The sequence below is a fragment of the Streptomyces sp. NBC_00158 genome (genome assembly GCF_045160885.1).
In the GTDB taxonomy this organism is placed as follows: domain Bacteria; phylum Actinomycetota; class Actinomycetes; order Streptomycetales; family Streptomycetaceae; genus Streptomyces.
The window spans coordinates 7,349,903-7,375,616 of the sequence record NZ_CP108161.1; the positions used below are offsets into that span (position 1 = coordinate 7,349,903).

25 protein-coding genes are annotated in these 25,714 nt (G+C 74.9%); 10 read left to right on the top strand and 15 right to left on the bottom strand.

From position 1 onward, the window contains the following. Positions 1–75: 75 nt before the first annotated feature. On the top strand, positions 76–1,002 hold the full coding sequence (locus OG553_RS33635; RefSeq protein WP_405982624.1) for an MBL fold metallo-hydrolase: 927 nt from the start codon (positions 76–78) through the stop codon (positions 1,000–1,002). Between the two features lie 101 nt (positions 1,003–1,103). Then, a complete protein-coding gene (locus tag OG553_RS33640; protein ID WP_405982625.1) occupies positions 1,104–1,628 on the top strand; it encodes a GNAT family N-acetyltransferase in 525 nt (174 codons plus the stop codon). Here OG553_RS33640 and OG553_RS33645 read toward each other — a convergent pair. Continuing rightward, positions 1,618–2,346: a hypothetical protein gene (locus OG553_RS33645; RefSeq protein ID WP_405982626.1), complete on the bottom strand. Its 729-nt coding sequence runs from the start codon at positions 2,344–2,346 to the stop codon at positions 1,618–1,620. The two genes, OG553_RS33640 and OG553_RS33645, sit on opposite strands and share 11 nt — an antisense overlap. Before the next feature lie 110 nt (positions 2,347–2,456). Beyond that, positions 2,457–3,722: a serine hydrolase domain-containing protein gene (locus OG553_RS33650; RefSeq protein WP_405982627.1), complete on the bottom strand. Its 1,266-nt coding sequence runs from the start codon at positions 3,720–3,722 to the stop codon at positions 2,457–2,459. Positions 3,723–3,913: 191 nt separating this feature from the next. Here OG553_RS33650 and OG553_RS33655 point away from each other — a divergent pair, with 191 nt between their 5' ends. From OG553_RS33655 to OG553_RS33665, 3 genes are all read left to right on the top strand, one after another. Then, a complete protein-coding gene (locus tag OG553_RS33655) occupies positions 3,914–4,300 on the top strand; it encodes a barstar family protein (RefSeq protein WP_405982628.1) in 387 nt (128 codons plus the stop codon). Between the two features lie 127 nt (positions 4,301–4,427). Then, positions 4,428–5,255 carry a PP2C family protein-serine/threonine phosphatase gene (locus tag OG553_RS33660; RefSeq protein ID WP_405982629.1) on the top strand — a complete coding sequence of 276 codons (828 nt, stop codon included), beginning with the start codon at positions 4,428–4,430 and terminating at the stop codon, positions 5,253–5,255. A gap of 99 nt (positions 5,256–5,354) precedes the next feature. Further along, positions 5,355–6,308 carry an MASE1 domain-containing protein gene (locus tag OG553_RS33665; protein ID WP_405982630.1) on the top strand — a complete coding sequence of 318 codons (954 nt, stop codon included), beginning with the start codon at positions 5,355–5,357 and terminating at the stop codon, positions 6,306–6,308. A gap of 48 nt (positions 6,309–6,356) precedes the next feature. Here OG553_RS33665 and OG553_RS33670 read toward each other — a convergent pair whose 3' ends face one another. Both OG553_RS33670 and OG553_RS33675 read right to left on the bottom strand, forming a co-directional pair. After that, entirely contained in the window at positions 6,357–7,325 is a 969-nt protein-coding gene (locus tag OG553_RS33670) for an aldo/keto reductase family oxidoreductase (RefSeq protein WP_405982631.1), read from the bottom strand. Positions 7,326–7,435: 110 nt separating this feature from the next. Then, on the bottom strand, positions 7,436–7,708 hold the full coding sequence (locus OG553_RS33675; protein ID WP_405982632.1) for a hypothetical protein: 273 nt from the start codon (positions 7,706–7,708) through the stop codon (positions 7,436–7,438). Positions 7,709–7,839: 131 nt separating this feature from the next. Here OG553_RS33675 and OG553_RS33680 point away from each other — a divergent pair, with 131 nt between their 5' ends. Then, positions 7,840–8,298 carry a MarR family winged helix-turn-helix transcriptional regulator gene (locus tag OG553_RS33680; RefSeq protein ID WP_405982633.1) on the top strand — a complete coding sequence of 153 codons (459 nt, stop codon included), beginning with the start codon at positions 7,840–7,842 and terminating at the stop codon, positions 8,296–8,298. Positions 8,299–8,382: 84 nt separating this feature from the next. Here OG553_RS33680 and OG553_RS33685 read toward each other — a convergent pair whose 3' ends face one another. Continuing rightward, entirely contained in the window at positions 8,383–8,538 is a 156-nt protein-coding gene (locus OG553_RS33685; protein ID WP_401242781.1) for a DUF6131 family protein, read from the bottom strand. A 172-nt stretch (positions 8,539–8,710) separates the two neighbouring features. On the opposite strand from OG553_RS33685, the gene OG553_RS33690 reads away from it, so the two are divergent. Next, positions 8,711–9,919, top strand: coding sequence for a cytochrome P450 (locus OG553_RS33690; protein ID WP_405982634.1), 1,209 nt, complete (start codon positions 8,711–8,713; stop codon positions 9,917–9,919). A gap of 10 nt (positions 9,920–9,929) precedes the next feature. Here the strand turns inward: OG553_RS33690 and OG553_RS33695 are convergent, their stop codons facing one another. The 3 genes from OG553_RS33695 to OG553_RS33705 form a co-directional block, all read right to left on the bottom strand. Then, the gene (locus OG553_RS33695) at positions 9,930–10,469 is read right to left on the bottom strand and encodes a DUF5133 domain-containing protein (RefSeq protein ID WP_405982635.1); all 540 of its coding nucleotides are present in this window, start codon (positions 10,467–10,469) and stop codon (positions 9,930–9,932) included. 89 nt (positions 10,470–10,558) lie between these two features. Next, positions 10,559–11,338 carry a maleylpyruvate isomerase family mycothiol-dependent enzyme gene (locus tag OG553_RS33700; RefSeq protein WP_405982636.1) on the bottom strand — a complete coding sequence of 260 codons (780 nt, stop codon included), beginning with the start codon at positions 11,336–11,338 and terminating at the stop codon, positions 10,559–10,561. Between the two features lie 70 nt (positions 11,339–11,408). Next, the gene (locus tag OG553_RS33705; protein ID WP_405982637.1) at positions 11,409–12,020 is read right to left on the bottom strand and encodes a TetR/AcrR family transcriptional regulator; all 612 of its coding nucleotides are present in this window, start codon (positions 12,018–12,020) and stop codon (positions 11,409–11,411) included. A 168-nt stretch (positions 12,021–12,188) separates the two neighbouring features. Between OG553_RS33705 and OG553_RS33710 the strand changes: the two genes are divergently transcribed. Together OG553_RS33710 and OG553_RS33715 are read left to right on the top strand one after the other, a co-directional pair. Next, entirely contained in the window at positions 12,189–13,619 is a 1,431-nt protein-coding gene (locus tag OG553_RS33710; protein ID WP_405982638.1) for an amidase, read from the top strand. A 44-nt stretch (positions 13,620–13,663) separates the two neighbouring features. Continuing rightward, on the top strand, positions 13,664–14,938 hold the full coding sequence (locus OG553_RS33715; RefSeq protein ID WP_405982639.1) for a DUF1266 domain-containing protein: 1,275 nt from the start codon (positions 13,664–13,666) through the stop codon (positions 14,936–14,938). Positions 14,939–15,012: 74 nt separating this feature from the next. Here the strand turns inward: OG553_RS33715 and OG553_RS33720 are convergent, their stop codons facing one another. Next, positions 15,013–15,981 (bottom strand): SMP-30/gluconolactonase/LRE family protein, encoded by a 969-nt coding sequence (locus tag OG553_RS33720; RefSeq protein WP_405982640.1) that lies wholly within the window; start codon positions 15,979–15,981, stop codon positions 15,013–15,015. Positions 15,982–16,060: 79 nt separating this feature from the next. After that, positions 16,061–16,756, bottom strand: a complete 696-nt coding sequence (locus OG553_RS33725; RefSeq protein ID WP_405982641.1) for a DUF4232 domain-containing protein — start codon at positions 16,754–16,756, stop codon at positions 16,061–16,063. Positions 16,757–16,947: 191 nt separating this feature from the next. Between OG553_RS33725 and OG553_RS33730 the strand changes: the two genes are divergently transcribed. Then, positions 16,948–17,937, top strand: coding sequence for a TAXI family TRAP transporter solute-binding subunit (locus OG553_RS33730; protein ID WP_405982642.1), 990 nt, complete (start codon positions 16,948–16,950; stop codon positions 17,935–17,937). A 4-nt stretch (positions 17,938–17,941) separates the two neighbouring features. Here OG553_RS33730 and OG553_RS33735 read toward each other — a convergent pair whose 3' ends face one another. From OG553_RS33735 to OG553_RS33755, 5 genes are all read right to left on the bottom strand, one after another. Next, complete coding sequence (locus OG553_RS33735) at positions 17,942–19,336, bottom strand: ATP-binding protein (RefSeq protein ID WP_405982643.1); 1,395 nt, start codon at positions 19,334–19,336, stop codon at positions 17,942–17,944. Further along, the gene (locus OG553_RS33740; RefSeq protein WP_405982644.1) at positions 19,333–20,040 is read right to left on the bottom strand and encodes a response regulator transcription factor; all 708 of its coding nucleotides are present in this window, start codon (positions 20,038–20,040) and stop codon (positions 19,333–19,335) included. The genes OG553_RS33735 and OG553_RS33740 overlap by 4 nt, the downstream gene beginning before the upstream one ends. 26 nt (positions 20,041–20,066) lie before the next feature. Beyond that, positions 20,067–21,458, bottom strand: coding sequence for an MFS transporter (locus OG553_RS33745; RefSeq protein WP_405982645.1), 1,392 nt, complete (start codon positions 21,456–21,458; stop codon positions 20,067–20,069). A 166-nt stretch (positions 21,459–21,624) separates the two neighbouring features. Beyond that, positions 21,625–22,794, bottom strand: a complete 1,170-nt coding sequence (locus tag OG553_RS33750; RefSeq protein ID WP_405982646.1) for an alpha/beta hydrolase family protein — start codon at positions 22,792–22,794, stop codon at positions 21,625–21,627. Between the two features lie 133 nt (positions 22,795–22,927). Continuing rightward, positions 22,928–25,660, bottom strand: a complete 2,733-nt coding sequence (locus tag OG553_RS33755; RefSeq protein WP_405982647.1) for a glycosyl hydrolase 2 galactose-binding domain-containing protein — start codon at positions 25,658–25,660, stop codon at positions 22,928–22,930. Positions 25,661–25,714: the final 54 nt, after the last annotated feature.

A 25,714-nucleotide genomic window follows, 5' to 3' on the forward strand; every position in this document is an offset into this window, starting at 1 on the left:
TGGTGAGCCGTTCGCGTATTCCGTAGAGCATTCTGCGCATTGAGCCGCTCAGGCGCCCTCCGTACAGTGACGATCATGGAAAACACGAACACGAACACGAACGCGAACACGAACGCCAGCGGGAACATGCTGCTCGGCGACGTCGAGGTCATCCGGGTGATCGAGTGGCAGGGGCCCTTCGCCCCCGTGACGGACCTGGTCCCCGGGGCGGGGGAGCGGATGTGGAAGGACAACGAGCACTGGCTCGCCCCCGACCACATGCGGGCGGACGACGGCCGCGCCGTGATGGCCATGCAGACCTGGGTCCTGCGCAGCGCCGGCACCACCGTCGTGGTCGACACCGGGGTGGGCAACGGGCGCGAACGCCCCAGCGCCCCCCTGTTCCACCACCGGGAGGGCGACTTCCTCGGGGCCATGGCCCGGGCGGGCGTCGACCCCCGGGACGTCGACTACGTCGTCAACACGCACCTGCACGCCGACCACGTCGGCTGGAACACCGTCGACGCCGACGGGGAGTGGACACCCGCCTTCCCCAACGCCCGCTACCTCATCCCCGCCGCCGACGACCACCACTTCGGTCCGCGCGGCGGCTACGCCAAGGGGGCACGGGAGGACGACCGGCTGATCTACGAGGACAGCGTCGCGCCCGTGCACCGGGCCGGCCAGGCCGTGCTCTGGGAGGGGTCCCACCGCATCGACGAGCACCTCACCCTGGAGGCCGCCCCGGGCCACACCCCCGGCTCCTCGGTGCTGCGGCTGGCTTCCGGCACCGACCGGGCCGTCTTCGTCGGCGACCTCCTGCACAGCCCGGTCCAGATCCTCGCCCCCTCCTGCAACAGCTGCTTCTGCGCGGACCCCCGGCAGGCCGCCGCCACACGCCGGCAGGTCCTCGGCCGGGCCGCGGAGCTGCGGGAGCTGGTGGTGCCCGCCCACTTCGGCGGCGGGGGAGCCGTCGAGGTCCACCGGGAGGGGGAGGGCTTCGGCATCAGCAGGTGGGCGTGATCCGAGCCGGATCGCGCAGCCGGATCACGCAGTCGGATCACGCAGTCGGATCACACAGCCGGATTCCCGGGTCGGATCATCGGACTGTTACGGTCCGGGGCATGCCCGAACTGGTCGCCCCCACTCCCCGCCTGTACTCCTCCTGGCTCTCCGCGCAGGAGGAGTGGGGACCCGACGCCCACATGGACGGCTCCGGGCTCGGCTCCGACGACGACGTCACGACCGAGCGGGGCTTCGCCGACTGGACCGAGAGGCTGCGCCGCCGGGCCGACCGCACGGCACCCGTCGAGCAGGGCCGGGTCCACGCCACCCACTGGTGGATCACCGAGGGCGACACCTACCTCGGCGCCATCGACCTGCGGCACTACCTGAACGCCTTCCTGCTCGACGCGGGCGGCCACATCGGCTACGGCGTCCGCCCCTCGGCGCGCGGACGCGGCCTGGCCGGCCGGGCCCTGGCCGAGGTCCTGCACGAGGCGCGGCTGCTCGGCATGGACCGGGTCCTGCTCACCTGCGACCCCGGCAACGGGGCCTCCGCCCGCACCATCGAGCGGGGCGGCGGCGTCCTGGAAGACGTACGGGAGACCCTGGTCGGCCCCAAGCGCCGCTACTGGATCACCCTCTGACGGGCGGGGCGGCCGGCGATCCCTGCGCCAGCCCGGAGAGGCCGAGCGCGCGCAGCATGGCGGGCAGGTCCCAGCGGCCGCAGGAACAGCCGGCGACCACGTCCTCCAGCGCCCCCGGCGTGAGCTCGCGGCGCACGGCGGCGTCCAGCAGCGCCGCCGCGGTCTCCTCGCGCTCCTCGAACGGGGCGCAGCGGCAGCCGTCCCAGGTCCCGTGGAGCAGCAGGTTCAGGAAGTCCGGGCGCTCCGTGAAACGGCTCATCCCGCAGTCCAGGCCGTCGTCGTCCAGGTCCTGCGGATAGGGTGCGCGCGCCCACGTGCCGTCGGCGGACCAGTAGACGCAGCCGAGCTCCCAGCTGCCGGCCAGGTCGCGCAGGGTCTCGTACGGCAGCCAGTCCGGGCCCCCGGCCAGCATGTCCACGGCCGGCTCGTGCCACTTGACGGCGCTCGACTCGTCCTCGCCGTAGAGCACGTACCGGCCCCCTCCCACCGGGGCGAAGGTCCACCAGGTGCAGCCGCAGTCGTCGAGGTGGAGCCCCTCGTCGTCGATCCAGTGCCCGGTGCGGTGGACGCCGAGCCCCTCCGCCTCGGTACTGGCCTCCAGTACCGCGACCAGGGCCCAGTGGGCCCAGAGCACCTCGGCGGGCGGCAGGTCCCCGGGCAGGCCGGGGCGGTGGATGGTCATGGCGGTGGAAACCCCCTGGACGTGACGGCCGTTCACCGCCCGAGCCTAGGCCATGTCTTTCGGATCGTGCCGGGCCGGCTGATCCGGCCCGACCCGAAAGACACGGCCTGGCGCCGCCGCGGGCCGGAGCCCGCGGCGGCCCGCCCTCATCGGGCGTTGCGCTCCGGCAGGTCCACGTCGGCCGGGGCCGGGGCCGGGGTCGCCGCGAAGCCGCGGGCGTTCGCCGTCACCGGCTTCTTGCCGCAGAAGGCCCCTTCGAGGACGCCGCCCAGGGCGGTGTTCGCCGCGCCCTGGTTCGAGGTGTTGGCCATGGCGCTGAGGGTGCGGGCGCCGTCGCGGGTGCTGAAGGCGTACGTGTAGAAGCCCTGCACGGTGCCCGTGTGCCCGTAGACCGACGTACCGCACGACAGGTCGTAGCGGCGCAGGCCCAGCCCGTAGAAGCGGGTGTTGGTCGCGTCGGTGGGCGTCATCGTCAGCATCTGGTCCAGCAGGGCGGGCTTCACCAGCTTCCCGCTCACCAGCGCGGACATGAACGTGCCGAGGTCCGCCGGGTTGGAGATCATCGCACCGGCCGACTGGGCCCACGACACCGTCTGCTCGGTGGAGTCGACCAGCGGGGCGCCCGCCTCGTCAGGGGTGAGGTAGCCGTGCGTGTGCAGGCCCTTGATCTTCGCGTCGGGGTGCACGTACGAGGTGTTGCGCAGCTTCAGCGGCTTGATGATGCGGCGCTCGTACTCCTTGGCCACCGGACGGCCCGTGGCCTTCTCGATGAGCATGCCGACGACCACGAAGTTGGTGTTCGAGTACTTGTACGCGACGCCCGGCTCCGTCGTGCGCGGCTCGGCCAGGGAGAGCTTCACCAGCTCGTCGTAACCGAACACCTTGTTCCGCACGGCCTCGAAGCCGGGCACGGTCTTGTCGAACATGGCGTTCGTGTAGTCGGCCAGCCCGCTGCGGTGGCTCAGCAGGTGGCGGACGGTGATCCGGTCGTCGGGCAGCAGCCCGGGCAGGTAGTGGTTGACCGGCTGGTCCAGCTCGATCTTCTTCTCGTCCACGAGCTGGAGCAGCACCACGGTCGAGAACGTCTTGGTGACGCTGCCGATCCTGAAGCGGGCCTGGGGGTCCATGGCCTGGCCCGTGACCTTGTCCCGCACCCCGACCTTCTCGACCAGGGTCTTCTTCCCGTCGCCGATGCGGGCCAGCGCGCCGGGGGCCCCGGCGGCGGTGGTGTTGCGCAACGCCTGGGCCACGGCCTCCAGATCGGGATCCGGCAGGGTGGCGGCGGCGGCCGTCCCGGCGGACTGCGGGAAGGCGGCGGGCGCGGCCTGGGCGGCGGTGGCGGGCACCACGGCGGCGACGGTGGCCAGCAGGGCGGCGCTGACGGCCAGACGGCGGTTCAGGGGCAGGGACACGATTTTCCTCTTACTCGTTCGGTGCGGTTCCCGGGACCCGGACGCCGCCCGCCCAGGATTCGGGGGCGGCCGGGGCCGAGTCGATCAAGAGCTTACGCAAGATCACGCAAAGCAGGTCATCGCGGTTCCCGGCCGAGGCGCCGTCACCGTCCGGGGTCCGTCGGCCCGTTGGTGTTCCGTATGATCGCCGGGTGACGGCGACCTACGTGCTCGACGGCCGGCGGATCCTCACCCTGGACGACTTCTGGCGGGAGGTCGGCGAGGCCGTCAACGGCCCCGGCGGCTACTTCGGCAAGAACCTCGACGCCTTCAACGACTGCCTGCGCGGGGGGTTCGGCACGCCCGAGGACGGCCGCTTCACGCTGGAGTGGCACGACCACCGGCAGTCCCGGCGGGCCCTGGGCCACGCGGAGACCGCCCGGGTACTGGAGGACCGGCTCGGCCGCTGCCACCCCACCAACCGGGAGGGGGTCGCCCGGGACCTGGCGGCCGCCCGCGAGGGCCGCGGCCCGACGGTCTTCGACTGGCTGGTGGAGATCATCGAGCACCAGGCCCCCGGCGCCCTCCTGCTCCGCTAGGGGGTGTCCTCCTCCGGGACGGGCCCGCACCGGGCACCCGGCGGAATCCGTCCGGCCGAAATATGATGGCCCTGGATCTTCGCGCGGCGGGAGCAGAGGAGACCATGGACATACCCCGGAGGGGTCCGTGACCCCTCGGCGCCAACCGCACCGGCCCGACAGCGCCGACCTGCTGAGCATGCTGGGACGGCTCAGCGCCCAGGCGCGGGAAGGGGCGCGGTTCCAGCACGCACGCGTGGAGCTGGCCGAAGCCCTCCAGCGCGAGATGCTGCCCTCCTCCCTCCCCGTCCTGCCGGGGCTGCGCACCGCCGCCCGCTACGCGCCCGCCCAGCACGGCCTGGAGATCGGCGGCGACTGGTACGACGGGTTCCGGGTGGCCGGGGACGCCCTCGCCTTCTCCATCGGCGACGTGCAGGGGCACGACGTGGCCGCCGCCGCCTTCATGGGACAGGTCAGGGTCTGCCTGCGCGCCGTGGGAGCCGTGGTCGCCGACCCGGGCGAGGTGCTCGGCCGGGCCAACGACGTACTGCTCTCCCTCGACAGCGAGCTGTTCGCCACGTGCAGCCTGCTCCGCTACGACCCGCGCACCGGAGACCTCGCCAGCGCCCGGGCCGGCCACGTGCCCACCGTCTGGGCCACCGCCGCCGGCCGGTACGGCCTCGCCGAGGACGCGGGCGGTCCGCCCCTGGGCACGGTCCCCGGCGCCCGCTACGCCGTCACCCGGCGCCGGCTGACGGAGCCGGGCTCGATCGTCCTGCTGACCGACGGCGTGGTCGAGGGCCCGGCGTTCCCGATCGAGGTGGGCCTGGAACGGGTGCTGCGGATCGTCAGGGAGGCGGCGGGCGGCGACCCCGACGAGCTGGCGGCCGAGGTGATGAAGGTGGCCGACTCCACCGGGCACGCCGACGACGCCGCGGTGCTGGTCCTCAGCCACGACGCGGCGGCGGGGCCCTGAGCCCCGCCGGGCGTGTCACGCCCCGCCCCGGTGGCGGGCCCCTGAAGCCCGCCGGGCGTGTCACGCCCCGTCGCGGCGGCCGGGCTGTTGTCTGATGCTGTGGTGCGCACCGTGCAATGGCGAGGTCCGTCCGAGGCGCTCCTGCGGATCCTCGGGGTCGCCGCCGCCTACTACCTGAGCGGCCGGCTCGGCCTGCTGCGGCAGGTGGTCGTCGAGGGCTCGGTCGTCACACCCCTGTGGCCGCCCACCGGCATCGCCCTCGCCGCCCTGCTCTGGTTCGGACCGCGGGTCTGGCCGGGCATCGCCCTCGGCACCTACCTGGCCATCGAGGGGATCAGCTCGTTCCGCGCCGTCGACCTCGTCATCGTCGCGGGGAACACCCTGGCCCCGCTGTGCGCGTACGCCCTGCTGCGCGGCGCCGGCTTCCGGCCCGAGCTCGACCGGCTGCGGGACGGGCTCGCGCTGGTCTTCGCGGGCGGCCTGCTGCCGACCCTGGTCAGCGCCACCGGCGGCGCCGGGACGCTGCTGTTCACGGGGGACCTGCCGGCGGCGAAGTTCTGGGGCGTCTGGTCGGCCTGGTGGGCCGGGGACACCATGGGCGTACTGCTGGTGACCCCGCTGCTGCTGGTCCTGCGCCGGGCCCGGCGGCCCCGGGACCCCTACCGGGTGGCCGAGGCCCTCGCGCTGATGGCGGCGGCGGGCGTCGTGACGGCGCTCGCCACACGCAGCAGCCTGTCGCTGCTGTTCCTGGTCTTCCCGCTGCTCATCTGGGCCGCCGTCCGCTTCCAGCTGGCCGGCAGCGCGCCCTGTGCCCTGCTGGTGTCCGTGGTGGCCGTGGGGGCGGCGATCGACCAGGCCGGGCCGTTCGCCCACCACAGCCTGCTGGAGGTCATGGTCAACCTCCAGGCCCTCAACGGTTCGGCGGCGCTCACGGGACTGCTGCTGTCGGCCATGGTGACCGAGCAGAACAACATCCGCCTCAAGATCGAGGAGGTGTGCGAGGACCTGGCCGAGGTGGTGGCCCACCTCGCCCCCGGCCGCCGGGACGGGTGACCGGCGGGACGAGCGGCCGCAGCCACGGGCGGCCGCCGGTGCGGGTGATCAGGGCAGCGGAGCGCCCCGGGCGGTCGTCCACAGCTCGTACCACTCCTCGTGCGTGAGGTCGGGCGGGTTCAGGGCCGCGTCGCGGCAGGCGCGGATCCGGTCGGGGCGCGCCGTGCCGATCACCGGCGCGACGCCCGCCGGGTGCCGCGTCAGCCACCACAGCAGCACCGATTCGGGGGTGGTGCCCTTCTTCCGCGCCAGCTCCCCGAGCAGGGCGGCGGTGGCCCGCTCGGCCGGTGTCCGCTGACGGCCCGTGAACCGGCCCTGGGCGAGCGCACCCCAGGCCTGGAGCCGGATGCCGTGGTCGAGGCAGTGCTCCAGCGTCCCGAAGGCGAAGCCGTGGCCGGCGCCCTCGGGGGTGTTGAGCAGCACCCCGGACTCCACCCAGGCGCGGCTGTGCAGGCTCATCTCCAGCTGGTTGGCGACCAGCGGTACGTCCAGGCGCGCCTGGAGGCGGGCGATCTGCGGGGCGCCCATGTTGGACACCCCGAAGGCGCGCACCAGTCCGCGGCCGTGCAGGGACATCAGGGCGGAGGCGATCTCGCCGGGGTCGGCGAGGGGGTCGGGGCGGTGCAGCAGGAGCACGTCGACGGCGTCGGTCCGCAGCCGCCGGAGGCTCTCCTCGACCCGGCGCACGATGCCCGGGCCGCGCAGGTCGTACATGCCGGGGCCGCCGTCGGCGCCGGGGAGGCGGATCCCGCACTTGGTCTGGAGGGTGATGCGCTCCCGCAGCCCCGGCGTCCGCTCCAGTACCTCGCCGAAGACCGCCTCGGACTTGCCGTGCCGGTAGATGTCGGCGTGGTCGAAGACGGTGATCCCGATGTCCAGGGCGGCGTGCACGGCCTCCTCGGCCGCGTCGACGTCCTGCGGGCCGTAGGGGCCCGGGTCCCAGCTGCCGCCCAGCCCCATGCACCCGTACAGCAGCCGCCCGCCGTCGCCCCCGCCCGTCTCCGCGTTCGTCGTCACGGGCCCAGCCTAGGGGGTGTCCGCGAAGCGGCGCCGTCCGCCCGGAGGGCGGGCCGTGCCGGACCCCGCGGGGCAGGCGCGACTTCGCGGACACCCCCTGGGCGGCGGGGTCAGTGGCGCCGCCGGTGGGTGCGGGCCTGGCAGGTCCACCAGGTGGCGGCGCCGGTCAGCCCGCCCAGCCACCACACCAGTACCGCCGGGGCGGCCGCGTACGAGGGCCACATCAGCCACCCCAGCGCCCAGCCGGTGGCGATGACCGCCAGCGGCGGGGCGACCGTGTACGCCCAGCCGGGGGCGCGGCGCACCAGCCGGACGGCGAGGCGGCCGCAGGCGAACGCGGCCAGCGCGAAGCCGTTCAGCAGGAGCAGGCCCACGAGCCCCATGGTCGGTGCCTCCGGATTCGGGATCGGGAGGACGATACGCCACTTCCCGCCGCGACCCCGGACGAGACGCTCGACCACTCCTTGACTCCTCAAGCTTTTCGGTGGATGCTTGAGGAGTCAAGGAGGTAGCAATGAGTGATGCGCTGGATGTGTCCCTGCGCCTGGTGAAGGCCCAGACGGCCCTGGTGCGACGGTTCGACTCCCGGCTGGGGTCGCTGTACGGAGTCAGCCTGGCCGATTTCATGGTCCTGCTCCACCTCGGGCGGGCGGAGGGCGGCCGGATGCGGCGCGTCGACCTCGCCGGGGCGCTGGGGCTGACGGCCTCCGGCGTGACCCGGGGGCTGGGCCCGCTGGAGCGGATCGGCCTGGTGGTGCGCGAGGCCGACGCCCGCGACGCCCGCGTCGCCTACGCGGCCCTGACCGAGGCCGGCCGCGAGCGGCTGGCGGACTGCCTCAAGGCCGCCGACCAGGTCGCCGCCGAGGTCTTCGCGGCGCCCGAGTGGGCCCCGGCCGAAGTCGGGGCCCTCAGTGCCCTGCTCACGCGCATGGGTGGCACCGGACTGCCCGAGGACCGCGGCGCCGGGGTCTGACCGGCACGGTCGGCGGGCGTCGGCGTACGGGCCGGGGGATGGACCCTCCGGCCCGTACCGGCCCGTACGGCTGCTCCGGCGCCGCTACCAGTAATGCCGTCGTCCGCCGATGGCGTGGCCGACGGATCCCAGGATCCACAGGACGAGGCCGACGAGGACCAGGATGATGCCGATGGTCCAGAGGATGGCTATGCCGGCCACGTAGCCGACGATCAGTAGTATGACGCCCAGAATGATCATGGCTTCTCCGATCTCCGGTGGGCGTCTGCCCACTCAGGGCGCCGCAATGCATCGACGCGCGGTCCAACCGGGACCGGAAGGCCGCCCGGCCCCCCGGAGTGACACCGCGACTACTCTGGGGTGAACACGCGGCGCCGCGGCGCCGCGACGCATTCGATTCAGGGGGAATGGAATGGCACTTCAGCCTGCCGTCGTCGATCTGCTGGAACTCAGCCCGGACTTCGTACGGGACCCGTACCCGGTCTACGCGGCGCTGCGGGAGCGGGGACCCGTGCACCGCGTACGGACCCCCGACGGCGAGGACATGTGGCTGGTCGTCGGCCACGAGGCCTGTCGTACGGCCTTCACCGACCCGCGGCTGAGCCGCGACTGGCACCGTTCGGGGGACGTCGGCCAGATCATCAACCTGCAGCAGGACCACCCCGCGCTCGTCCACATGCTGATGGCCGATCCGCCGGACCACACCCGCCTGCGGCGCCTGGTGGTACGGGCGTTCACCCCGCGCCGGATCGAGGCGCTGGCCCCGCGCGTCCAGCAGATCACCGACGACCTCCTGGACGCCATGGAGGCGAACGAGGCCCGCCGGGCCGACCTGGTGGAGGCCTTCGCCTTCCCGCTGCCGATGACGGTCATCTGCGAACTGCTCGGCGTGCCCACCCTGGACCAGGAGGCGTTCCGGGGCTGGTCCAACGAGGCGGTCGCCCGCACCAGCGCCGAAGCCGAGGCCGCCGCGTACGAGGAGATGACCCGGTACCTGACCGGGCTCATCGACGCCAAGCGCGCCGAACCGGGCGACGACCTGCTCAGCGCGATGATCCACGCCGTCGACGAGGGCGGCGACCGGCTCTCGCCGTCCGAGCTGATCGGCATGTGCGTCCTGCTGCTCATCGCCGGGCACGAGACCACCGTGAACATGATCGGCAACGGGATGCGCGCACTGTTCGCCCACCCCGACCAGTACGCCGACCTGCGCGGGGACCTGGGCCTGCTGGACGGAGCCATCGAGGAGATGCTCCGCTACGACGGGCCGGTGGAGACCTCCACCGAGCGACTCGCCCTGGAGGACGTGGAGATGGGCGGGGTGGTGATCCCCAAGGGCTCCGTCGTCCTGATCGGCATGGCCGACGCGGACCGCGACCCGGCGCGCTTCGAGGACCCGGACCGGTTCGACATCCGCCGTGACGCGCGCGGCCACGTCGCCTTCGGCCACGGGCTCCACTACTGCCTCGGCGCTCCGCTGGCCCGGATGGAGGGCCGCATCGCGCTGCGCTCGCTGCTGGAGCGCTTCCCGGACCTGGAGGGCGACGCCGACGCCTCCGAGTTCTCCTGGGTGCACGGCATGCTGATCCGCGGCGTACGGGAACTCCCCGTCCGTTGGTGACGCGGGCGCCCTACTCCGGGGCGCAGAGGTGCCGTTCGGCCGCCAGGACGGCCTCGTGGGTGGTCGGACGGCCCATCAGGACGCACAGGGTGTAGGCCACGTCGTCCATGGCCCGCAGCGTGCCCGGGTCCGTGGGGGCGGCCGCGAGGCGGGCCTGGCAGCCGCGCAGGCGCGACAGGACCTCCTCGGTCCGCGGACGGCTCGGCAGGATCCCTACGGTCCGGAACGCGCCGGGCGGCAGCGGGGTGCGGGCCGCCTGCACCGCCCTGTGCAGGGCCCGTTCCACCCGCCCGGGCACCGGCAGGCCCAGCGACCCGGCGACCATCGCCTCCGCGGCCTGCGGGGCGGTGATCCGGGCCCGGTCGGCCGCCGCCAGCAGGATCTGCTTCGCCTCGCGCGCCGAACACGGGGTCGCGGCCATCACCAGGCCCAGCGCCCACAGCTCGGTCGGCGCCTGCCCGGGGGGCCGTTCCGCGAGGGCCCGCTCCGTGAGGGGTGGGGCCTGTGCCGCGAGGGCGGCGACGGACGGCGGGTCACCAGGAGACGCCACGTGAGGATCCCTTCGGCGGGTCATGTGCCCTCTCACGCTGACACAGCCCCCCGGGATCCGCACGTCCCGTTCCGCGCCGCGGCCGCCCGTCAGAAAGCCGAGTTGGCGAACCAGCGGTCGAGCAGTTCCCCGTCCCCCGCGCTCTCCACGCCCGGCGCCGTGCGGTCCAGCCGGCCGTAGAGCAGGAGCAGGAGGTCCGCGGCGCCCGCCCGGACCTCCGCCTCGGCGGGAGCCGGGAGCCCGTCCGCGTCGAGGTCCGCGTCGAGGCCGAAACCGTCGGGCCGCAGTCGCACCAGCCAGCTCCCGTCGGTGTCGGTGCAGCGGAACCGGACGGCCTCGCCGGATCCGCGCAGGTGGGCGACGCCCGGCGCGAACAGCACGGCGAAGGGCAGGTTGGCCAGGAACTCGTCCACGCCGTCCCGCGCGAGCCCCGGGTCGACGACCGGTGCCAGCCCGAGGGCCCGCTCGGCGTCGACGCGGTGCACCAGCGTCTCGAACAGCATCCGGCGGACCCAGAACCGGGCGTGCCCGTCCGCGCCCCACACCCACATCGGGGCGTCGAGGTCGGTGCCGGCGAACACCTCGGCCGCCTCGGCGGCGCCGGCCCTCAGCCATTCGGCGTAACCGTCCTCCCGCGCGGGCAGCCGCAGGTCCACCTCGCGGCTCGCCGGGGGCTGCTGGATCCGCTGCCGCAGCAGCACCGAGAACCAGCGGTGCACGCCGCCGGCGTGCCGGACCAGGTCGGCCAGCGTCCAGCCGGGGCAGGTGGGTACGGGGACCGTCAGGTCGGCGTCCGCGAGCAGGGCCGCGAAGCGGGCGGTCTCCGCCGCGACCGCCGCCCCGTGGTCGATCCGGTCGGCAGTGTGCATGGTGGGGGAGTCCTTCCGTCCTGTCGTTCGCGCTCCGCCGGAACTCTTTCACAGGCCCGCGGCGTCGTCGTCACCGGCCGCCGGAAGGCCCCTCCCACAGGCCGCGCAGGTGCGCGTGGAGCACCTCCTCGGCCTCCCGGGGGGAGAGGTGCCCGATCAGGACGTGCGTGGTGAGGCCGTCCGCGAGGGCCAGGACGGCACGGGCCTCCCGCTGCGGGTCGAGTTCCGCCGGGCCGTCCGCCGCCTCGCGGGCCTCCGCGATGAGCTGGGCGAACGCCGCCTGCAGGGCCGCGTAGTTCGCCTTCAGCGTCCCGGCCAGCGGCGCGCTGACGGCGGCCTGCGCGACGAAGGCGAGCCAGACCCGGGCCTCGGCCCGGTGCTCCTCGCGCAGCAGTGCGACCTCGGTGGCCGCGTGGCCCAGGCGGGACGCGGCCGACTGGGCGGGGCTGCGGACCAGCCGGGCCCGTACGCGCTCGCCGATCGCCTCGCCGACGTACCCCAGGGCGAAGAGCAGCATCTCCTCCTTGGTGGCGAAGCACCGCTGCACGGCGCCCATCGACACCTGCGCGCGGGCGGCGACGTCGCGCAGCGTGACGCCCTCCAGCCCGCGCTCGTCGGCGAGGCGGCACACGGCCTCGGCGATGAGACGGCGCCGCCCCTCGTGGTCCACCTGTCTGGGCACGCGCACCCGCCTTCCTGTTCCGGCCCGCCGGGCCGCCCGCCGCACGTTCGTACGCCGCCCAGTTTATTCGATGCGGCCGCATCGGTTCCTCGGCTATTGTTCCGATGCAAGCGCATCACATCGCGTTGCGCCGCAGCGCATCAGGAACGAGCAGGGAGCACCCGGACCATGCGGGAAACAGACGAAGCCCTCTGGCGGCGGCCGGCCGCCGAACAGGCGCGGGCCGTACGCGGCGGCGAGGTGTCGGCGGTGGAGCTCGTCCAGAGCCACCTGGAGCGGATCGCCGAGGTCAACCCGGCGGTGAACGCGGTGACCCGGCTCATGGCGGACCGGGCGCTCGAAGCGGCCGCCGCAACGGACCGCCGCCGGGCCGCCGGCGAACCGCTCGGCCCCCTCGCGGGCGTGCCGTTCACCGTGAAGGAGACCACCCCCGTCGAGGGCGCGGCGACCACCTTCGGCGTCGAACGCTTCCGGCACCTCACGGCGGCCGCCGACGCGCCCCCCGTGGCCCGGCTGCGCGCCGCCGGCGCCGTGCCGATCGGGCACTCCAACATGCCCACCCTGGTCCTCGCCGGAATGCACACGCGCAGCGAGCTCTACGGCGACACCGCCAACCCGTGGGACCCCACCCGCACCCCGGGCGGCACCAGCGGCGGCGACGCGGCCGCCGTCGCCACCGGCATGGCGGCGCTCGGACTCGGCAACGATTCCGGCGGCTCCATCCGGATCCCCGCCCAGTTCTGCGCAGTGGCCGGGCTCAAGCCCACCACCGGGCGCTTCCCCGCCGACCACCGCGTCCTCGGCCCCGACGACCCGGGCCCGGCCTCCCAGGCGCTGGTCACCGACGGCCCCCTCGCCCGCCGCGTGGCCGACCTGCGGCTGGCGTACGAGGCACTGGCAGGCACCGACCCGCGCGACCCCCGGGCCGTACCCGTCCCCGCGTACGGGCCCCCGCTCCCCGGCCCCCTGAAGGTCGCGGTGGTGGCCGACCCCGGCGGGCACGGCGTCCACCCGGCGGTCCGCGCGGCCGTCGCCGACGCGGCCGGAGCCCTCCGCGACGCCGGATACGAGGTGCGCGAGGTCCCGGACGTGCCCCGGCTCGACGAGGCCCTCGACGCGTACGACCGGATCACCATCACCGAATTCGCCCCGAACTGGCCGGTGGTGCGCACGCTCCTCGGCGAAGGCGGGGACCGCTACATCCAGATGGCGATGGACCGGACCCCGCCCGCCACCGCCGCCGAGCTCGTCCGGCTGACGGGCGCCTGGCTGGGCATCCGCCGCTCCTGGGCCGAGTTCCTCGACGAGTACCCGCTGTTGCTCGGCCCCTCCTTCACCGAACCGCCCGTGGAGCCGGGGCTGGAGTCCCGCGACCGCGCCGGCCGGGACCGCGTCGCGAGGGCCATGCGGCTGTGCACCGCCACCAGCTTCGTCGGCGTCCCCGCGGTGGCCGTGCCGACCGGGCTGTACGACGGACTGCCCGGCGGGGTCCAGATCGTCGGACGGGCCTTCCGGGAGGACCTCTGCCTGGACGCCGCCCAGGCGGTCGAGGACCGCCTCGGCGTCCTCACCCCGGTCGACCCCCGCCCGGCGGGCTGAGACCGGCGCACCGGCCCGCAAGATCCACCCCTTAGGGTTTGCCCATGGGTTTGACAGCAGGTCACGAACAGGGGGTCCCGCCCGGTCCGACGGCGCCGGCGCAGGGCTGGCAGGCACCGAGCGCGGTCGAGCGGGGGCTGTACGAGGCGCGGACGCGGGGCGACTGGCCCGCGTACTACGACCTCGTCGCCCGCGCGGACCTGTACATGATGGAGTCGCGGGCGGACGTCGACGCGAACCCGGGGAACACCCGCTTCCACCCGTACTGGAACCCGGGGACCCAGACCATGTGCCTGGCCGTCTACACGGGCGGCATGCTGCCGCCGCCCGCCCCCGACCCCGTCTACAACTGCTACGACCTGGGCTGGTTCGCAAAGGTCTGGAACCCGGACGACCCGCCCTACCTCGTCGTCAACCCCGGCAGCCCCTGCGAGGGCGTGCTGCCCGCCGGACCGGAGGGCCGCGCCCTGTGGCAGCGGCACTCCGCACCGGTCGACCGGCCCGGCCTCGCCCGGGACGCCGTCCACACCCTGGAGGTCGGCGGCCCCCGCAGCGGCCAGGTCGCCTTCGGCCTCGCAGTCGGCGCGCACATCAACGTGCGCAACGGCCGCTACTGGAACTCCATGGCCTACCACGGCTGCGGCTACCTCGACGAGAAGCGCACGCTGGAGCGCTGGTGGGGCGTCACCACCCGGGAGGACTGGGTGGACACCGAGGAGCGCCTGCTGGGCGCCGACATGGTCAGCGGCGTCTGGGAGTTCGTCCTGCAACTGCGCCGCTCCATGGCGCTCGACTTCGCGGGCCCCGTCGACGTGGACCACTGGCGCCAGGCCGCGGGCAACGTCGTGCGCCGCCGCGCCGAGGCCGCCGCCGAACCCCGGCTGACGCCCGACGGCGTCAGCCGGGGCCGCACCGTCACCGAGGCGGAGACCGAGGGCCAGGTCGCCGGCGTCCAGCGGCTGATCGGCCGGATCGCCCGTTACGAGGCGCGGTTCCGCGCCGACGGCCTGCTCCCCGAGGGCGGGTTCGTCCGCTCCGTCGAGGCATGGGACTACGGCCGGGCCTCCGCCATGGCCCGCTGGGGACTCGCCGCCCGTCTGTGCTCCCTGCGGGAGGCGGAGGCGGCGGTCGTCCGCGCGGGCCGGCTCGTCCAGGTCAACTACCGCTCGTGGGAGGAGTTCTCGGCCGCCTACGTGCTCGGCCGCTGCCTCCACTTCGACGAGGAGGAGTTCGGGGAGTGGTACGAGACCGCCCTCGGCACCCACCGCGCCCTGGCCACGGACCCGGCCAGCCCCTGGCGCACCCTCCCCTGGACCTGACGCGGGCCGGCGCACGCGCCCGCGCGGGTCCGCACGCGCCCGCGCGGGGCCCGCGCCATGCGGACCGGGCGGGCTCAGCGGCCGGGTTCGGCGCCGCCCGGGACCTCGTAGACCTTCCCGTCGACGCCCGCCCGGTAGAGCCGGCCCGCCGAGAAGCCCCGGTCGCCGTGCCCGTAGGTGATCTGGGTCGAGAGGCGGAGCCCCGATTCCACGGAGCACAGCCGCCCGTCCTCGACCCGCCAGACCTCTCCCGCCGCGTGCGTGGCGATCAGAGGGCGGCCCCGGCCGTCGAGGGTCAGCCCGTCCGGCAGGGCCAGGGCGTCGAGGGCGCCGGCGGAGACCCACAGCCGGGGGTGCCCGGGATCGCCGACGGGTATCCGGTACAGCCCCGGGGCGACCGTGGTCTGCACGACGTACACCTCGCCCCCGTCCGGGGAGGCCGCGATCCCGTTGGGCTGCGGGACGCGCGCCCAGGCCGGGTCCACCCGCCCGTCGGGGGTGACCCGGCCGATGTTCCGGCCGCCGAGGGTCGTGGTGTACACGGTCCCGTCGGGGGCGAGGGCGACCCCGTCGATCCCGCCCAGGCCGGAGGCGTACGTACTGACCGCGCCCGAGTCCGGGTCCACCCGCAGCAGCCGCGAGGTGGGGAACAGGTCACCGGTCAGCGAGTGCGCGAGGTCGTTGCCGGTGCCGACGAGGAGCTGCCCGTCGGAGCGGACGACGATCCCGCCGTTGGCCCCGACGTCCCCGGTCAGCGCCACCGGGGCGCTGCCCGGCGCGTCGATCCGGTAGACCCGGCCGCTGAAGTAGGCGGTGGCGAACATCCGGCCCCGCCCGTCGACGGCGATCGACTCGACCCAGTCGGGGAGTTGCGCCACCTGCACGGGTGCCGCCGCGGGCGACCCGGTCGCGCACCGCTCCGCGGCGTACGCGGGCCCCGCCGCCGCAGCGGCCGTGGCCGCGGCCAGTACGGCCGCGGCCACCAGCCCCGCGCGGGGTCCCCGCCCCCGTAAGACGGTGCGGAACATCCTGTCGAGCCTCATCGCTTCCCCTCCGTGGTCAGACCGGGCTGCCCGTGAAGTATCGGCGCGGCCCGCGGGGCGCACCACCCCGCGCCCCCGCTCAGGTGGGCTTGACGGAGGAGAAGGCGGTGACCGTCGCCTTGTTGTCGCATTCGGCGAAGACGCCGTCGGTCATCGCGATCTGGTGCGAGCCCGCGCCCGGCACGCCGATCACCATGGTCGGGAAGCTGGCGGGAGTGGCGCCGGACACGCAGTAACCGTCCGCCTCGCCCTGGACGTTGACGAAGGTGAGCTTCGTCCAGGCGCGGGCGCCCGGCGCCAGCGTGACCGCCGAGGCCTTCCCGCTCTGGGTGACGGCCAGGGGAACGTTCTTGCCCGGCGAGCCGTTGCCCGCCCCGGCGACCGTCGGGAACCCGCTGAGGGTGCAGGCGTGCTTCGAGGTGTTGGTGACGGAGACGATGGCGGCCCCCGTGCCCGTACCGGGCGGCCGGACCGCGGCCTGCTCGGCGTCCGAGACCTTGACCCCGTCGTCGGCGCAGGGCTTCGCCCCGCCGCCGCCCGGGGCGGACGCCGAGGGCGTCGGCGCGGTGCCGCCCCCGCCGCCCGTGGCGGAGCCCCCCGTGCCCCCGGTGCCGCCCGTGGGCGTCGGCTTCGCCGGCACCGAAGCGGCGGGCGGCGCCGACGGCGTCCCGGCCGCCCCGTCGTCGGTCGGGCCGCAGCCCGTCATCAGGACGGTTGCCGCGGCGGCCGCCACGAGCGCCGCCGCCGTGCGGCGCGGGCCTGCTGTGTACTGCATGGGGTGCTCCTCGATGTCTCCAGGCCGGCCCCGCACCGGCACGTGCAGGTACACGGCACCCCGCCCCGCCGGAGTTCCCGCGCTGCGCCGTTGTGGCAGTCCTGTCACGCAACCATGACGTTTCCCCGAGGGCGTGTCCACGCACCCCGGGCGCCCGGCACCTTCGGGCCGTGAGTGGCTACCCTGCCGACGTGACGGATACGGGGAGGAGCCCTGGACGGCGGGGGCTGATACGGGCCGGGCTCGGTGCGGTCGGCGCGGCGCTCGCCGGGTGTGCGGCGGACGCCGGGCCGGTGCGGCCGCTGCGGCTCGCGACCGGGCCGCGCGGAGGCCCGTACAACGCCTTCGGCCAGGCACTGGCACGGGCCGCCGCCGAAGCGGGCCCGCTGGAGCTGGTGCCCGTGGACACCGCCGCGAGCGTGGACAACCTGCGGCGGCTGGACGAGGGCTCCGCGGACCTGGCCCTGGCCACGGCCGACGTCGCCGAGGACGCGGTGCTCGGCCGGGAGCCGTTCCCCCGGCCGGTCGCGGTGACGGCGCTGGCCCGCGTCTACGTCAACCACACGCACCTGGTGGTCCCCGCCGCCGGACCCGTGCACGCCGTGGCCGACCTCGCCGGACGCGCCGTCGCCGCGGGCGCCGCCGGGTCCGGGGCCCAGGTGGTCGCCGGACGCGTCCTGCGCGCGGCCGGCCTCACCGGCGCCGCCGCCGCCGGCGCGGGCCCGGCCCCGGCGGACGTGCGCCTGATGGGCCTCGCCGAATCGGTCGCCGCCCTGCGCACGGGCGCCGTCGCCGCCTTCTTCTGGTCCGGCGGCGTCCCCACCCCCGCGCTGACGGAACTGGCCCGGGAGCTGCCGCTGCGCTTCCTCCCGCTCGACGGCCACGTGGGCCCGCTGCGCGAACGCCACGGCCCCGTGTACACGGCCGTCGCCCTCCCCGCCGGGGCGTACGGTCTGACCGCGCCGGTCGGCACCGTCGGCGTCGGCAACTACCTCCTCGCCCGGGACACGGTGCCCGCGGACGCCGCGAGCGCCCTGCTGCGCGTGGTGTTCGACCGGTGGCGCGACCTCCTGCGCGAGGTGACCGCGGGGGCACGGCTGGAGCCCCGGTTCGCCATCTCGACCGGACGGGTCCCCCTCCACCCGGGCGCCGCCGCCCACTACCGCTCCGTGTACGGCTGAGCCGTCACGGCGGCGGCAGCCGCAGCTCCACCGCCAGCCCGCGCGGCAGGTTGCCGCCGACACCGAGCCGGCCGCCGCTGGCCCGGGCGATCTCGTCCGCGATGGCCAGCCCCAGCCCGCTGCCGGGCACGTTCTGGTGCGCGGGCGCGCGGGCGAACCGCCTCGGCAGCAGCTCCAGCTGCTCCTCGGGAACGCCCGGCCCGTCGTCGGCGACCCGCACCACCGCCGAGCCGTCCGCGTCCCGCCGGGCGCACACCTCGACCCGGCCGCCGCGCGGGACGAACTTCACCGCGTTGTCCAGGGCCGCGTCCAGGACCCGGCCCGCCGCGTCCGGCAGGGCGCGGGCCGCCAGCTCCCCGGGCGGGCCGCAGACCACCAGCTCCAGACCGGCCGCCCGGAGCACCGGCAGCCACGCGCCGACCCGCTCCCGTACCGCCGACGCCACGTCCTGCTCGCACAGCCCGGGCGCCGCCGACTCCACCCGGGCCAGTGCCAGCAGCCCGTCGAGCAGCTCCTCCAGCCGCTCCGTCTCCTCCAGCGCGCGGGCGTGCTCGGCCCGGCCGGGACCGGCGGCGACGTGCGGCTCGACGTTCTCCAGCTGGAGCACCAGCGTCGCCAGCGGATTGCGCAGCTGGTGCGAGGCGTCGGCGACGAAGTCCCGCTGCCGGCCGATGGATTCGGCCAGGGCCTGCGCCATGGCGTTGAAGTGCCGCCGCAGCCTGCGCAGTTCCGGCGGGCCCGTGTCGGAGGCCGCCCGCGCGCCGAGGCTCCCGGCGGCCAGCCCCTCCACCGCCCGGTCCAGGTCCAGCAGCGGCCGCATCAGCCAGCGCGTGATCCCCGCCGCCACCAGCGCCGCCGCCGCGAAGGCGGCCGCCGCCCCGGCGGCGATCAGCGACCAGCGGACCGCCACGTCCCGCCGGGCGGCGTCCGTCGGCACCGCCAGCAGCACCGCCCCGCTGACCCGCTCGTCCCGCCCCACCGGCTCGGCGAGCAGCACCCGCGCCGGACCCCAGGGCCGCACCGTCGGCAGCCGGTCGGTGGAACGCCCCGTCAGCGCCCGGTCCCGGGCCTCCGCCGCCGAGGCGGCCCCGGGCCCGGTCAGGGCAGTCCGCGCCGTGGCCGAACCGGCCCGCGCCACCGTCGCCCCCGACGGGTCGACGACCACCACCGCGGCCCCGTACAGCTCGGCGTACCGGCCGATCTCGGCCGACAGCTCCGCCCGGTCGGCCTCCGTACCCGCCCGGTCGGCGAGGTCCGCGAACCGCACGGCCTCCGAACGCCGTTGCAGCAGCAGGTGCTCGGTCCGCCCGCGCGCGTACGCGTCCGCCAGGGGAACGCACAGCAGCAGCGCGGCCGCCCCCATGAGCACCATCAGCACCGCGAGGAGCCTGCGCCTCACGCGCCGGAACCCCGGTCCTCGCACCCGGCGGGGGAGCCGAGCTGGTAGCCGAACCCGCGCACCGTGCGCACCAGCCCGGACCGGCCCGTCTTCGCCCTGATGCCCGCGACGTGCACGTCCAGGGAACGCGAGGCGCCGAGGAAGGCGTCGCCCCAGATCCGGTCCAGGATCTCCTCCCGGGAGTGCACCTCGCCGGGCCGCGCGGCAAGGAAGGCCAGCACGTCGAACTCCCGCCGCGTCAGCCGGACTTCGGCGCCGGCCACGGTGACGGTACGGCCCGCGGGGTCCACCTCGACGTCCCCGCTGCGCACCGGCCCGCCGGAGCGGCGCGCGGGTCCGGCTCCCGCGCGTCCGCCCGACCGGCGGCGTACGCTGTCGATCCGCGCCATCAGCTCGGCCATCCGGAACGGCTTGACCACGTAGTCGTCGGCACCCGCCCGCAGCCCCTGCACGACGTCGCGCTCCTCGCAGCGCGCCGTCACCACGATCAGCGGCGCGTCGCAGACCGTACGCAGCCGGCGCAGCAGCTCCAGCCCGTCGAGATCGGGCAGCCCCAGGTCGAGCAGGACGAACTCGGCCTCGCGGGCGTGCCGCAGGGCGTCCGCCGCCCGCGCCGCCCGGCGGACCGTGTGCCCGCGCTGGGCGAGGGCGGTGCCGAGGGCCCGTGCCATGCGGTCGTCGTCCTCGACGAGCAGTGCGTGCACAACGGGCCTCCGGAGGGTTCGAGGGATCAGCGGGCGGCCCCGGCACCGGCCTTCGCCGACGCGGCTCCGCCCCCGGCCGCGCCCGCCCCGGCCGCCTCGGCCCGGCTCAGCGCCGCGTTCCGGGTGTCCGGCATCAGGACGTAGGTCACCAGCGAGACCAGCGCGCAGCCGGACACGTACCAGAAGAACATCTTCTCGTGGCCGCCGCTCTTGAACCACAGGGCCACGTACTCGGCCGTCCCGCCGAACAGCGCGTTGGCGACCGCGTACGGCAGCGCCACGCCCAGGGCGCGCACCCGGGTCGGGAACAGCTCGGCCTTCACCGCCGCGTTGATCGAGGTGTAGCCGGTGACGATCACCAGGGCCAGCAGGGACAGCCCCAGCGCCGACCAGTACGAGTTCGCCGAACCGAGCGCCGTCATGATCGGGTACGTGCCGACCGTGCAGCCCACCGCGAAGGTGATCAGCAGCGGCCGGCGGCCGATCCGGTCGGACAGCATCCCGGCGAAGGGCTGGAGCACGGCGAAGAGGGCGAGGGCGGTGAAACTCACCAGCGTCGCCGTGGTCTTGGCCATGCCCGCGCTGCCGACCAGGTACTTGGTCAGATAGGTGGTGTACGTGTAGTACGCCACGGTTCCGCCGAGGGTCAGCGCCATCACCAGCCCGGCCTGCCGCCGGTGCTCCCACAGCGCCTTCAGCGAGCCGCGCGCGCTGGCGTCATGGGCGCCCTCCCCGGAGGACTCCTCCTTGAACGCGTCGGTCTCCTGGAGCCGCCGCCGCAGCCAGAAGACCACCACCGCGAACAGGGCCCCGAGGACGAACGGGATCCGCCACCCCCAGCTCGACAGCTCGGCCGGGGTCAGCGTGTGCTGCATCGTGATCAGGATGCCGAGGCCCAGCAGCTGTCCGCAGGTCATCGACACGTACTGGAACGACGAGCCCAGCCCGCGCCGGTCGCGGGCCGATGCCTCGGTGAGGTAGGTGGCGCTGGCCGCGTACTCGCCGCCGATGCTCATCCCCTGGAGCAGGCGCGCCAGCAGCAGCACCAGCGCGCCGAAGTACCCGGCCTGGCCGTAGGTCGGCGCGACGGCGATCATCAGGGCCGCCACCGACATCATGGTGACCGTGAGGGTGAGGGCGCTCTTGCGCCCGTGCCGGTCGGCGGCGCGGCCGAGGATCCACCCGCCGACCGGACGCATCAGGAAGCCGACCGCGAAGATGCCCGCCGTGTTCAGCAGCTGGGTGGTCGGATTGTCGCCGGGGAAGAAGGAGTCGGCGAAGTAGATCGCGAAGCTCGCGTAGACGAACCAGTCGTACCACTCCACGAGGTTGCCGAGGGACCCGCCGATCAGGGCGAGGCGGCGCCTGGCGCGCTCCTCCCGGTGCGGCGACGCGGACGTGACGGCGGACGAGGACATGGCGGCTCCAGACGGAAGTCCCTGATGGGGAAGGGGGAACGCCCCGGACGAGGGGGTGCCCAGAGCATGGATCCGGTGCCGGACCCGGACAAGGCCCGGCACCCAGATCTAACGTTCCGCTAAGAAACCCGCGCGTCCCCCGGCCGGACCGGCCGGACCGGCCGGACTACGGCTGGTGGAACCGCACCTCCGGGTACCGCTCGGACGGTCCGTCGAGCAGCGGCGCCGCGCGGCACCCCAGGTGCGTCTCGACGAACGCGGACACGTAGGCGCGGGTGGCGGCATCGACCCGGTCGCCGTCCAGGGGCTGGAAGGAACGGATCCCGAGCTGCTTGGTCAGCACCGCCAGGTCGGTGAAGGACAGGTGCTGGGTGCCGTCGACGCTCAGCCAGCGCTTCCAGCCCGTCGCCGCCTCCCACGTCTTCTGCCAGCTGGCGTCGGGGCCGCCCGGCACGCGCTCCGGCTGTCCCATCATCAGCAGCGGCCGGTCCAGCGGCCGGTCGGGCAGGACGTGGAAGCCGCCGTCCATGTTGACGCCCGCCTTCACGCGCGGGTCGGACAGCATGGCCGGGACCGTGCTGAAGCCGCCGGCCGAGTGCCCGACCATCGCTATCCGGTCCGTGTCGACGGAGGCGCCGTCCTTCCACGCCGCCTCCTTGCCGTCCTGCCCGGTGAGCCGGTCCAGCACGAAGGACACGTCCCGGGCGCGCACGGCCCCCACCTCGGGCCAGGGTGCCTTGCCGCAGGCGTCACAGGTGGTCGTGTGCCCGTCGGGGAAGGCGGTGGCGGTGGACTCGTGGTTGTGCCCGATCCCGGCGACGAGGTACCCGCGGGCGGCCAGCTCCTCGGCGAGTCCGGTCAGCGTGGCGCGGGGCATGCCGAAGCCGGAGGACAGGACCACCAGCGGCAGCCCGCCGCGCACCCGCAGCGGCTTGGCGTCGACGGTCGAGTGCGTCGTCACCCGGGTGAAGGCGTCGTCCGCCAGGACCACCTTGTTGGCGTCCAGGAAGGCCTTGTTCGCCTTCACGTAGAGGGCGGACTCCTGGCCGGTCATGTACGGCGCGGGCACTCCCGAGGGCCGCACCGCCGGATACCAGAGGGAGACCATCAGCTCCCGGCGCTCCCCGGGCACCCACGGGTCGGCCCGGCTCTCGTCCTCCAGGTGGAGCACCGTCCGCCCGACCGGCCGGTGCCCGCCGGGCGCGGGCAGGGCCATCGCGGTGCCCGGCGGTCCGGGGTCGGCCGCGGGCACGGCGGCCAGTGCCGGACCGGTTCCCGTGATCGTGCCCGCCATCAGCAGGGAGACGACCGCCCCCGCCAGGGTCCTGCGCTTCATCGAACTCTCTCCATCCGTCCGTCCGTTGATCCGACGTCCGAATGCTATGAACCCGGGCCGGCCGGGCCATCGGCCCACGGGACGGACATCCGTCAACGCGTACGCCCACGGGCGTAAGCCCCCGGGCCCCCGGTCAGCCGGCCGGGACCGTCGTCGTCGGGGTGTTCCAGCCGGAGACCCGCAGGGCCGGTGCCGCTCCGCGGAGGTCGGCCGTGCGGTAGGCCGCCGTCAGCGTCGCCGACTCGCCGGGCCAGAGGGTGATCTGGTTGTCGCTCCACCGGACGGGCAGCAGCGGCGCGCCCCCCGCGCCCAGCAGGTGCACGTCGGTGAGCAGGGCCGGGGCGCTGCCCGTACCGGTGTGGCGTACCGTCACCGTCGTCGTCGACACCCCCTGGCCGTCGGCCGTGGTGGTCGCCGTCGCCGCCACGGCCGACCGCGGCATCGAGTTCAGGCCCTTGAGGTCGGCGTACGCGGAGGTCGGCGTGTGGTACCAGGTGCTGCGGGAGTAGTCGAGGACGTCGGCGCGGGTCGAGAGCCAGTAGACGTTGCGGCTGACCTCCCGCCCGTCGGCGTCGGTGAGCAGCAGCCGCGCCAGGTGGGTGGTGGCCAGGCCCGGGACCGACGCGGGCAGGGTCAGCGCGGTGCCGCTCGCGCCGCCGCCCGGCACGCTCAGCCCCGTCACCGTCCGGTCGTACCGCTGCGTGCCGTCGGGGTCGAAGAGGGTCACCCGCGCGGTCAGGCCCGAGGCCGCGGACGCGCGGCTGTTGACGACCGACACGGTGCGGTTGTCGTACCCGTACTGGACGTGCAGCGGCTCGTTCGCCTTCTTCGCCCCGAAGTAGGCCCCGCCCTGGTCGAGGTAGCGGTCCACCAGCTGCCAGTGCAGCGAGGTCCATCCGCTGTTGAACATCCAGTACACGACCCCGGTCGACGGCGCGGAGGCGTCCTTCGCGTTGCGGGCGTACGCCTCGAACTGCGCCCGCACGGCCTCGTACTGGGCGAGCTGCGCCTTGCGCACGTAGTCGTCGAGACCCGTCGGCGCGCCGTAACGCCCCGTCAGGGCGGCGTCGTACAGCCTGAGCGTGGCGAACGTGGACGAGGCCGAGCGGTGGTACTGGGCCGCGGCGGGCTCCTTCCACAGGCTTTCCAGCTCCGCCGGAGACATCATCCGGCGCAGCGTGTCGAGGGTCGGCACGTCCGGCCCGGCGCTGGTCTCGGAGTTGAACCCGGTCGCCCCGCCCTCCCGCTTGGCGTACCAGTAGTTCGGCGGGACCCAGTCGTAGGGGCCGGTCATCTTCATCCCGGAGCGCCCGGTGACCGGCGAGGACCGTGCGGAGGCAGAGGGGACCACCGGGGCCGTCCAGTCGGCGGCCTCCAGCGCGTCGAGGTAGCCCTGCTCGATCGTCCGGTTCGGGGCGAAGTCGCTGCCGATGAGGAAGGACGCCACGCTGGGGTGGTCGCGCAGCCGTGCGGCCTCGGCGGCCATGGAGGCCTTCGCGACCGGGTAGTCGGCGCTCTCCCACCGCTCCCCGGCCTCCGAGCCGTTGACCTCCCCTTCCCACTTGTCGCAGCACTCCCATCCGGGCAGGGTGAGGATCCCGTACCGGTCGGCGAGGTCGAAGAACTCGTCGGGCTCGATGTGCCCTTCCAGGCGCAGCGCGTTCAGGCCCAGGTCGACGGCGTACTTCAGCCGGTCCTCGGCGTACCGGGCGTCCCAGCGCAGGAACTCGTCGGGGGACCAGCCGCCGGCCCGGATCAGCAGCGGGCGCCCGTTCACCACGTACTGGCGCGCCCCGTCGGCGTTCAGCGGCGCCCGGACGTCGCGGATGCCGAAGGACCCGTGCGCGGTGTCGGAGGGCAGGCCGTCCACCGACGCGGTCAGGTCGAGGGAGTACAGGGGCTGCCCGCCCATCGCGGCGGGCCACCACACGCGGGGCGACTCCAGCCGCAGGCCCGGGTGGCCGGCGGGGGAGAAGACCACGGTCCGGGTCTCGTGCGGGGCGAGGGTGACGCTCGCGGTGACCGCGGCCGGACCGACCGTCCCGGACACCGTCGTGGTGAGGGCGGCCGACGAGTCGTTGCGCACCCGGGCCTTGACGGTCAGCTCGGCCGAGGCCATCCCGGGCAGCGCCAGGGAGGTCACCACGTGCGCGTCGCGCAGGGCGACGGGGCCGCCCCGGCGCACGGTGACGTCGCGGACGATCCCCATGTTCTCGTCGGGCGGCGGCTGCAGCCAGTCGAGCCAGCCCATGGTGAGGCGGCGCCGCGGGTCGTTCGGCTGGATCCGGAACGCGACCGTATTGGTGCCCGCCCTGACCAGGTCGGTGACGTCGAGTTCGTGCCGGGTGTAGGAGCCGGTGACGGTGCTCGTGCCCGCGACCTGGCGGCCGTTGACGTAGACGTCGGCAGCGGAGATCACCCCGCTGAAGTCCAGGTACGTACGGGCGCTCGTGTCGGCGACGAGGAAGTCGGACCGGTACCACCAGGGCACGGTGAAGTCCGCGGCGGGGATCCGCTTCTGGTTGACGGAGTAGAACGGGTCGGGGTGGACCCCGGCGGCGAGCAGCGCCGCGAGCACGGTGGACCGGGGCCCGGCGGGGTACCAGCCCGTCGCCGGATAGCCGGGGCTGGACACGGCGGCGGCGGTGTCCGCGACCTTCGCCGTCGACTGGACGGCGTACCCGGCCAGGGCCGTCGTGCTCCCGGGCGCCGCCGCGACGGAGGTCGCCCGCGGCGCGGTGGCGGCCGGGGGCGGGGGTGCGGGCGCGGGCGCCGCGGGGGAGGCCCCGGCGGCCAGGACGAGGACCAGGGACCCGGCGGCGAGGGCGGCGGTCCGGGTGTACGCGGGGGCGGGACGGTGCGGCACGGGGGACCTCCCGTGGGGGAACGGAACGGGGGCTCGGGATTCCGCGCGGAGTCT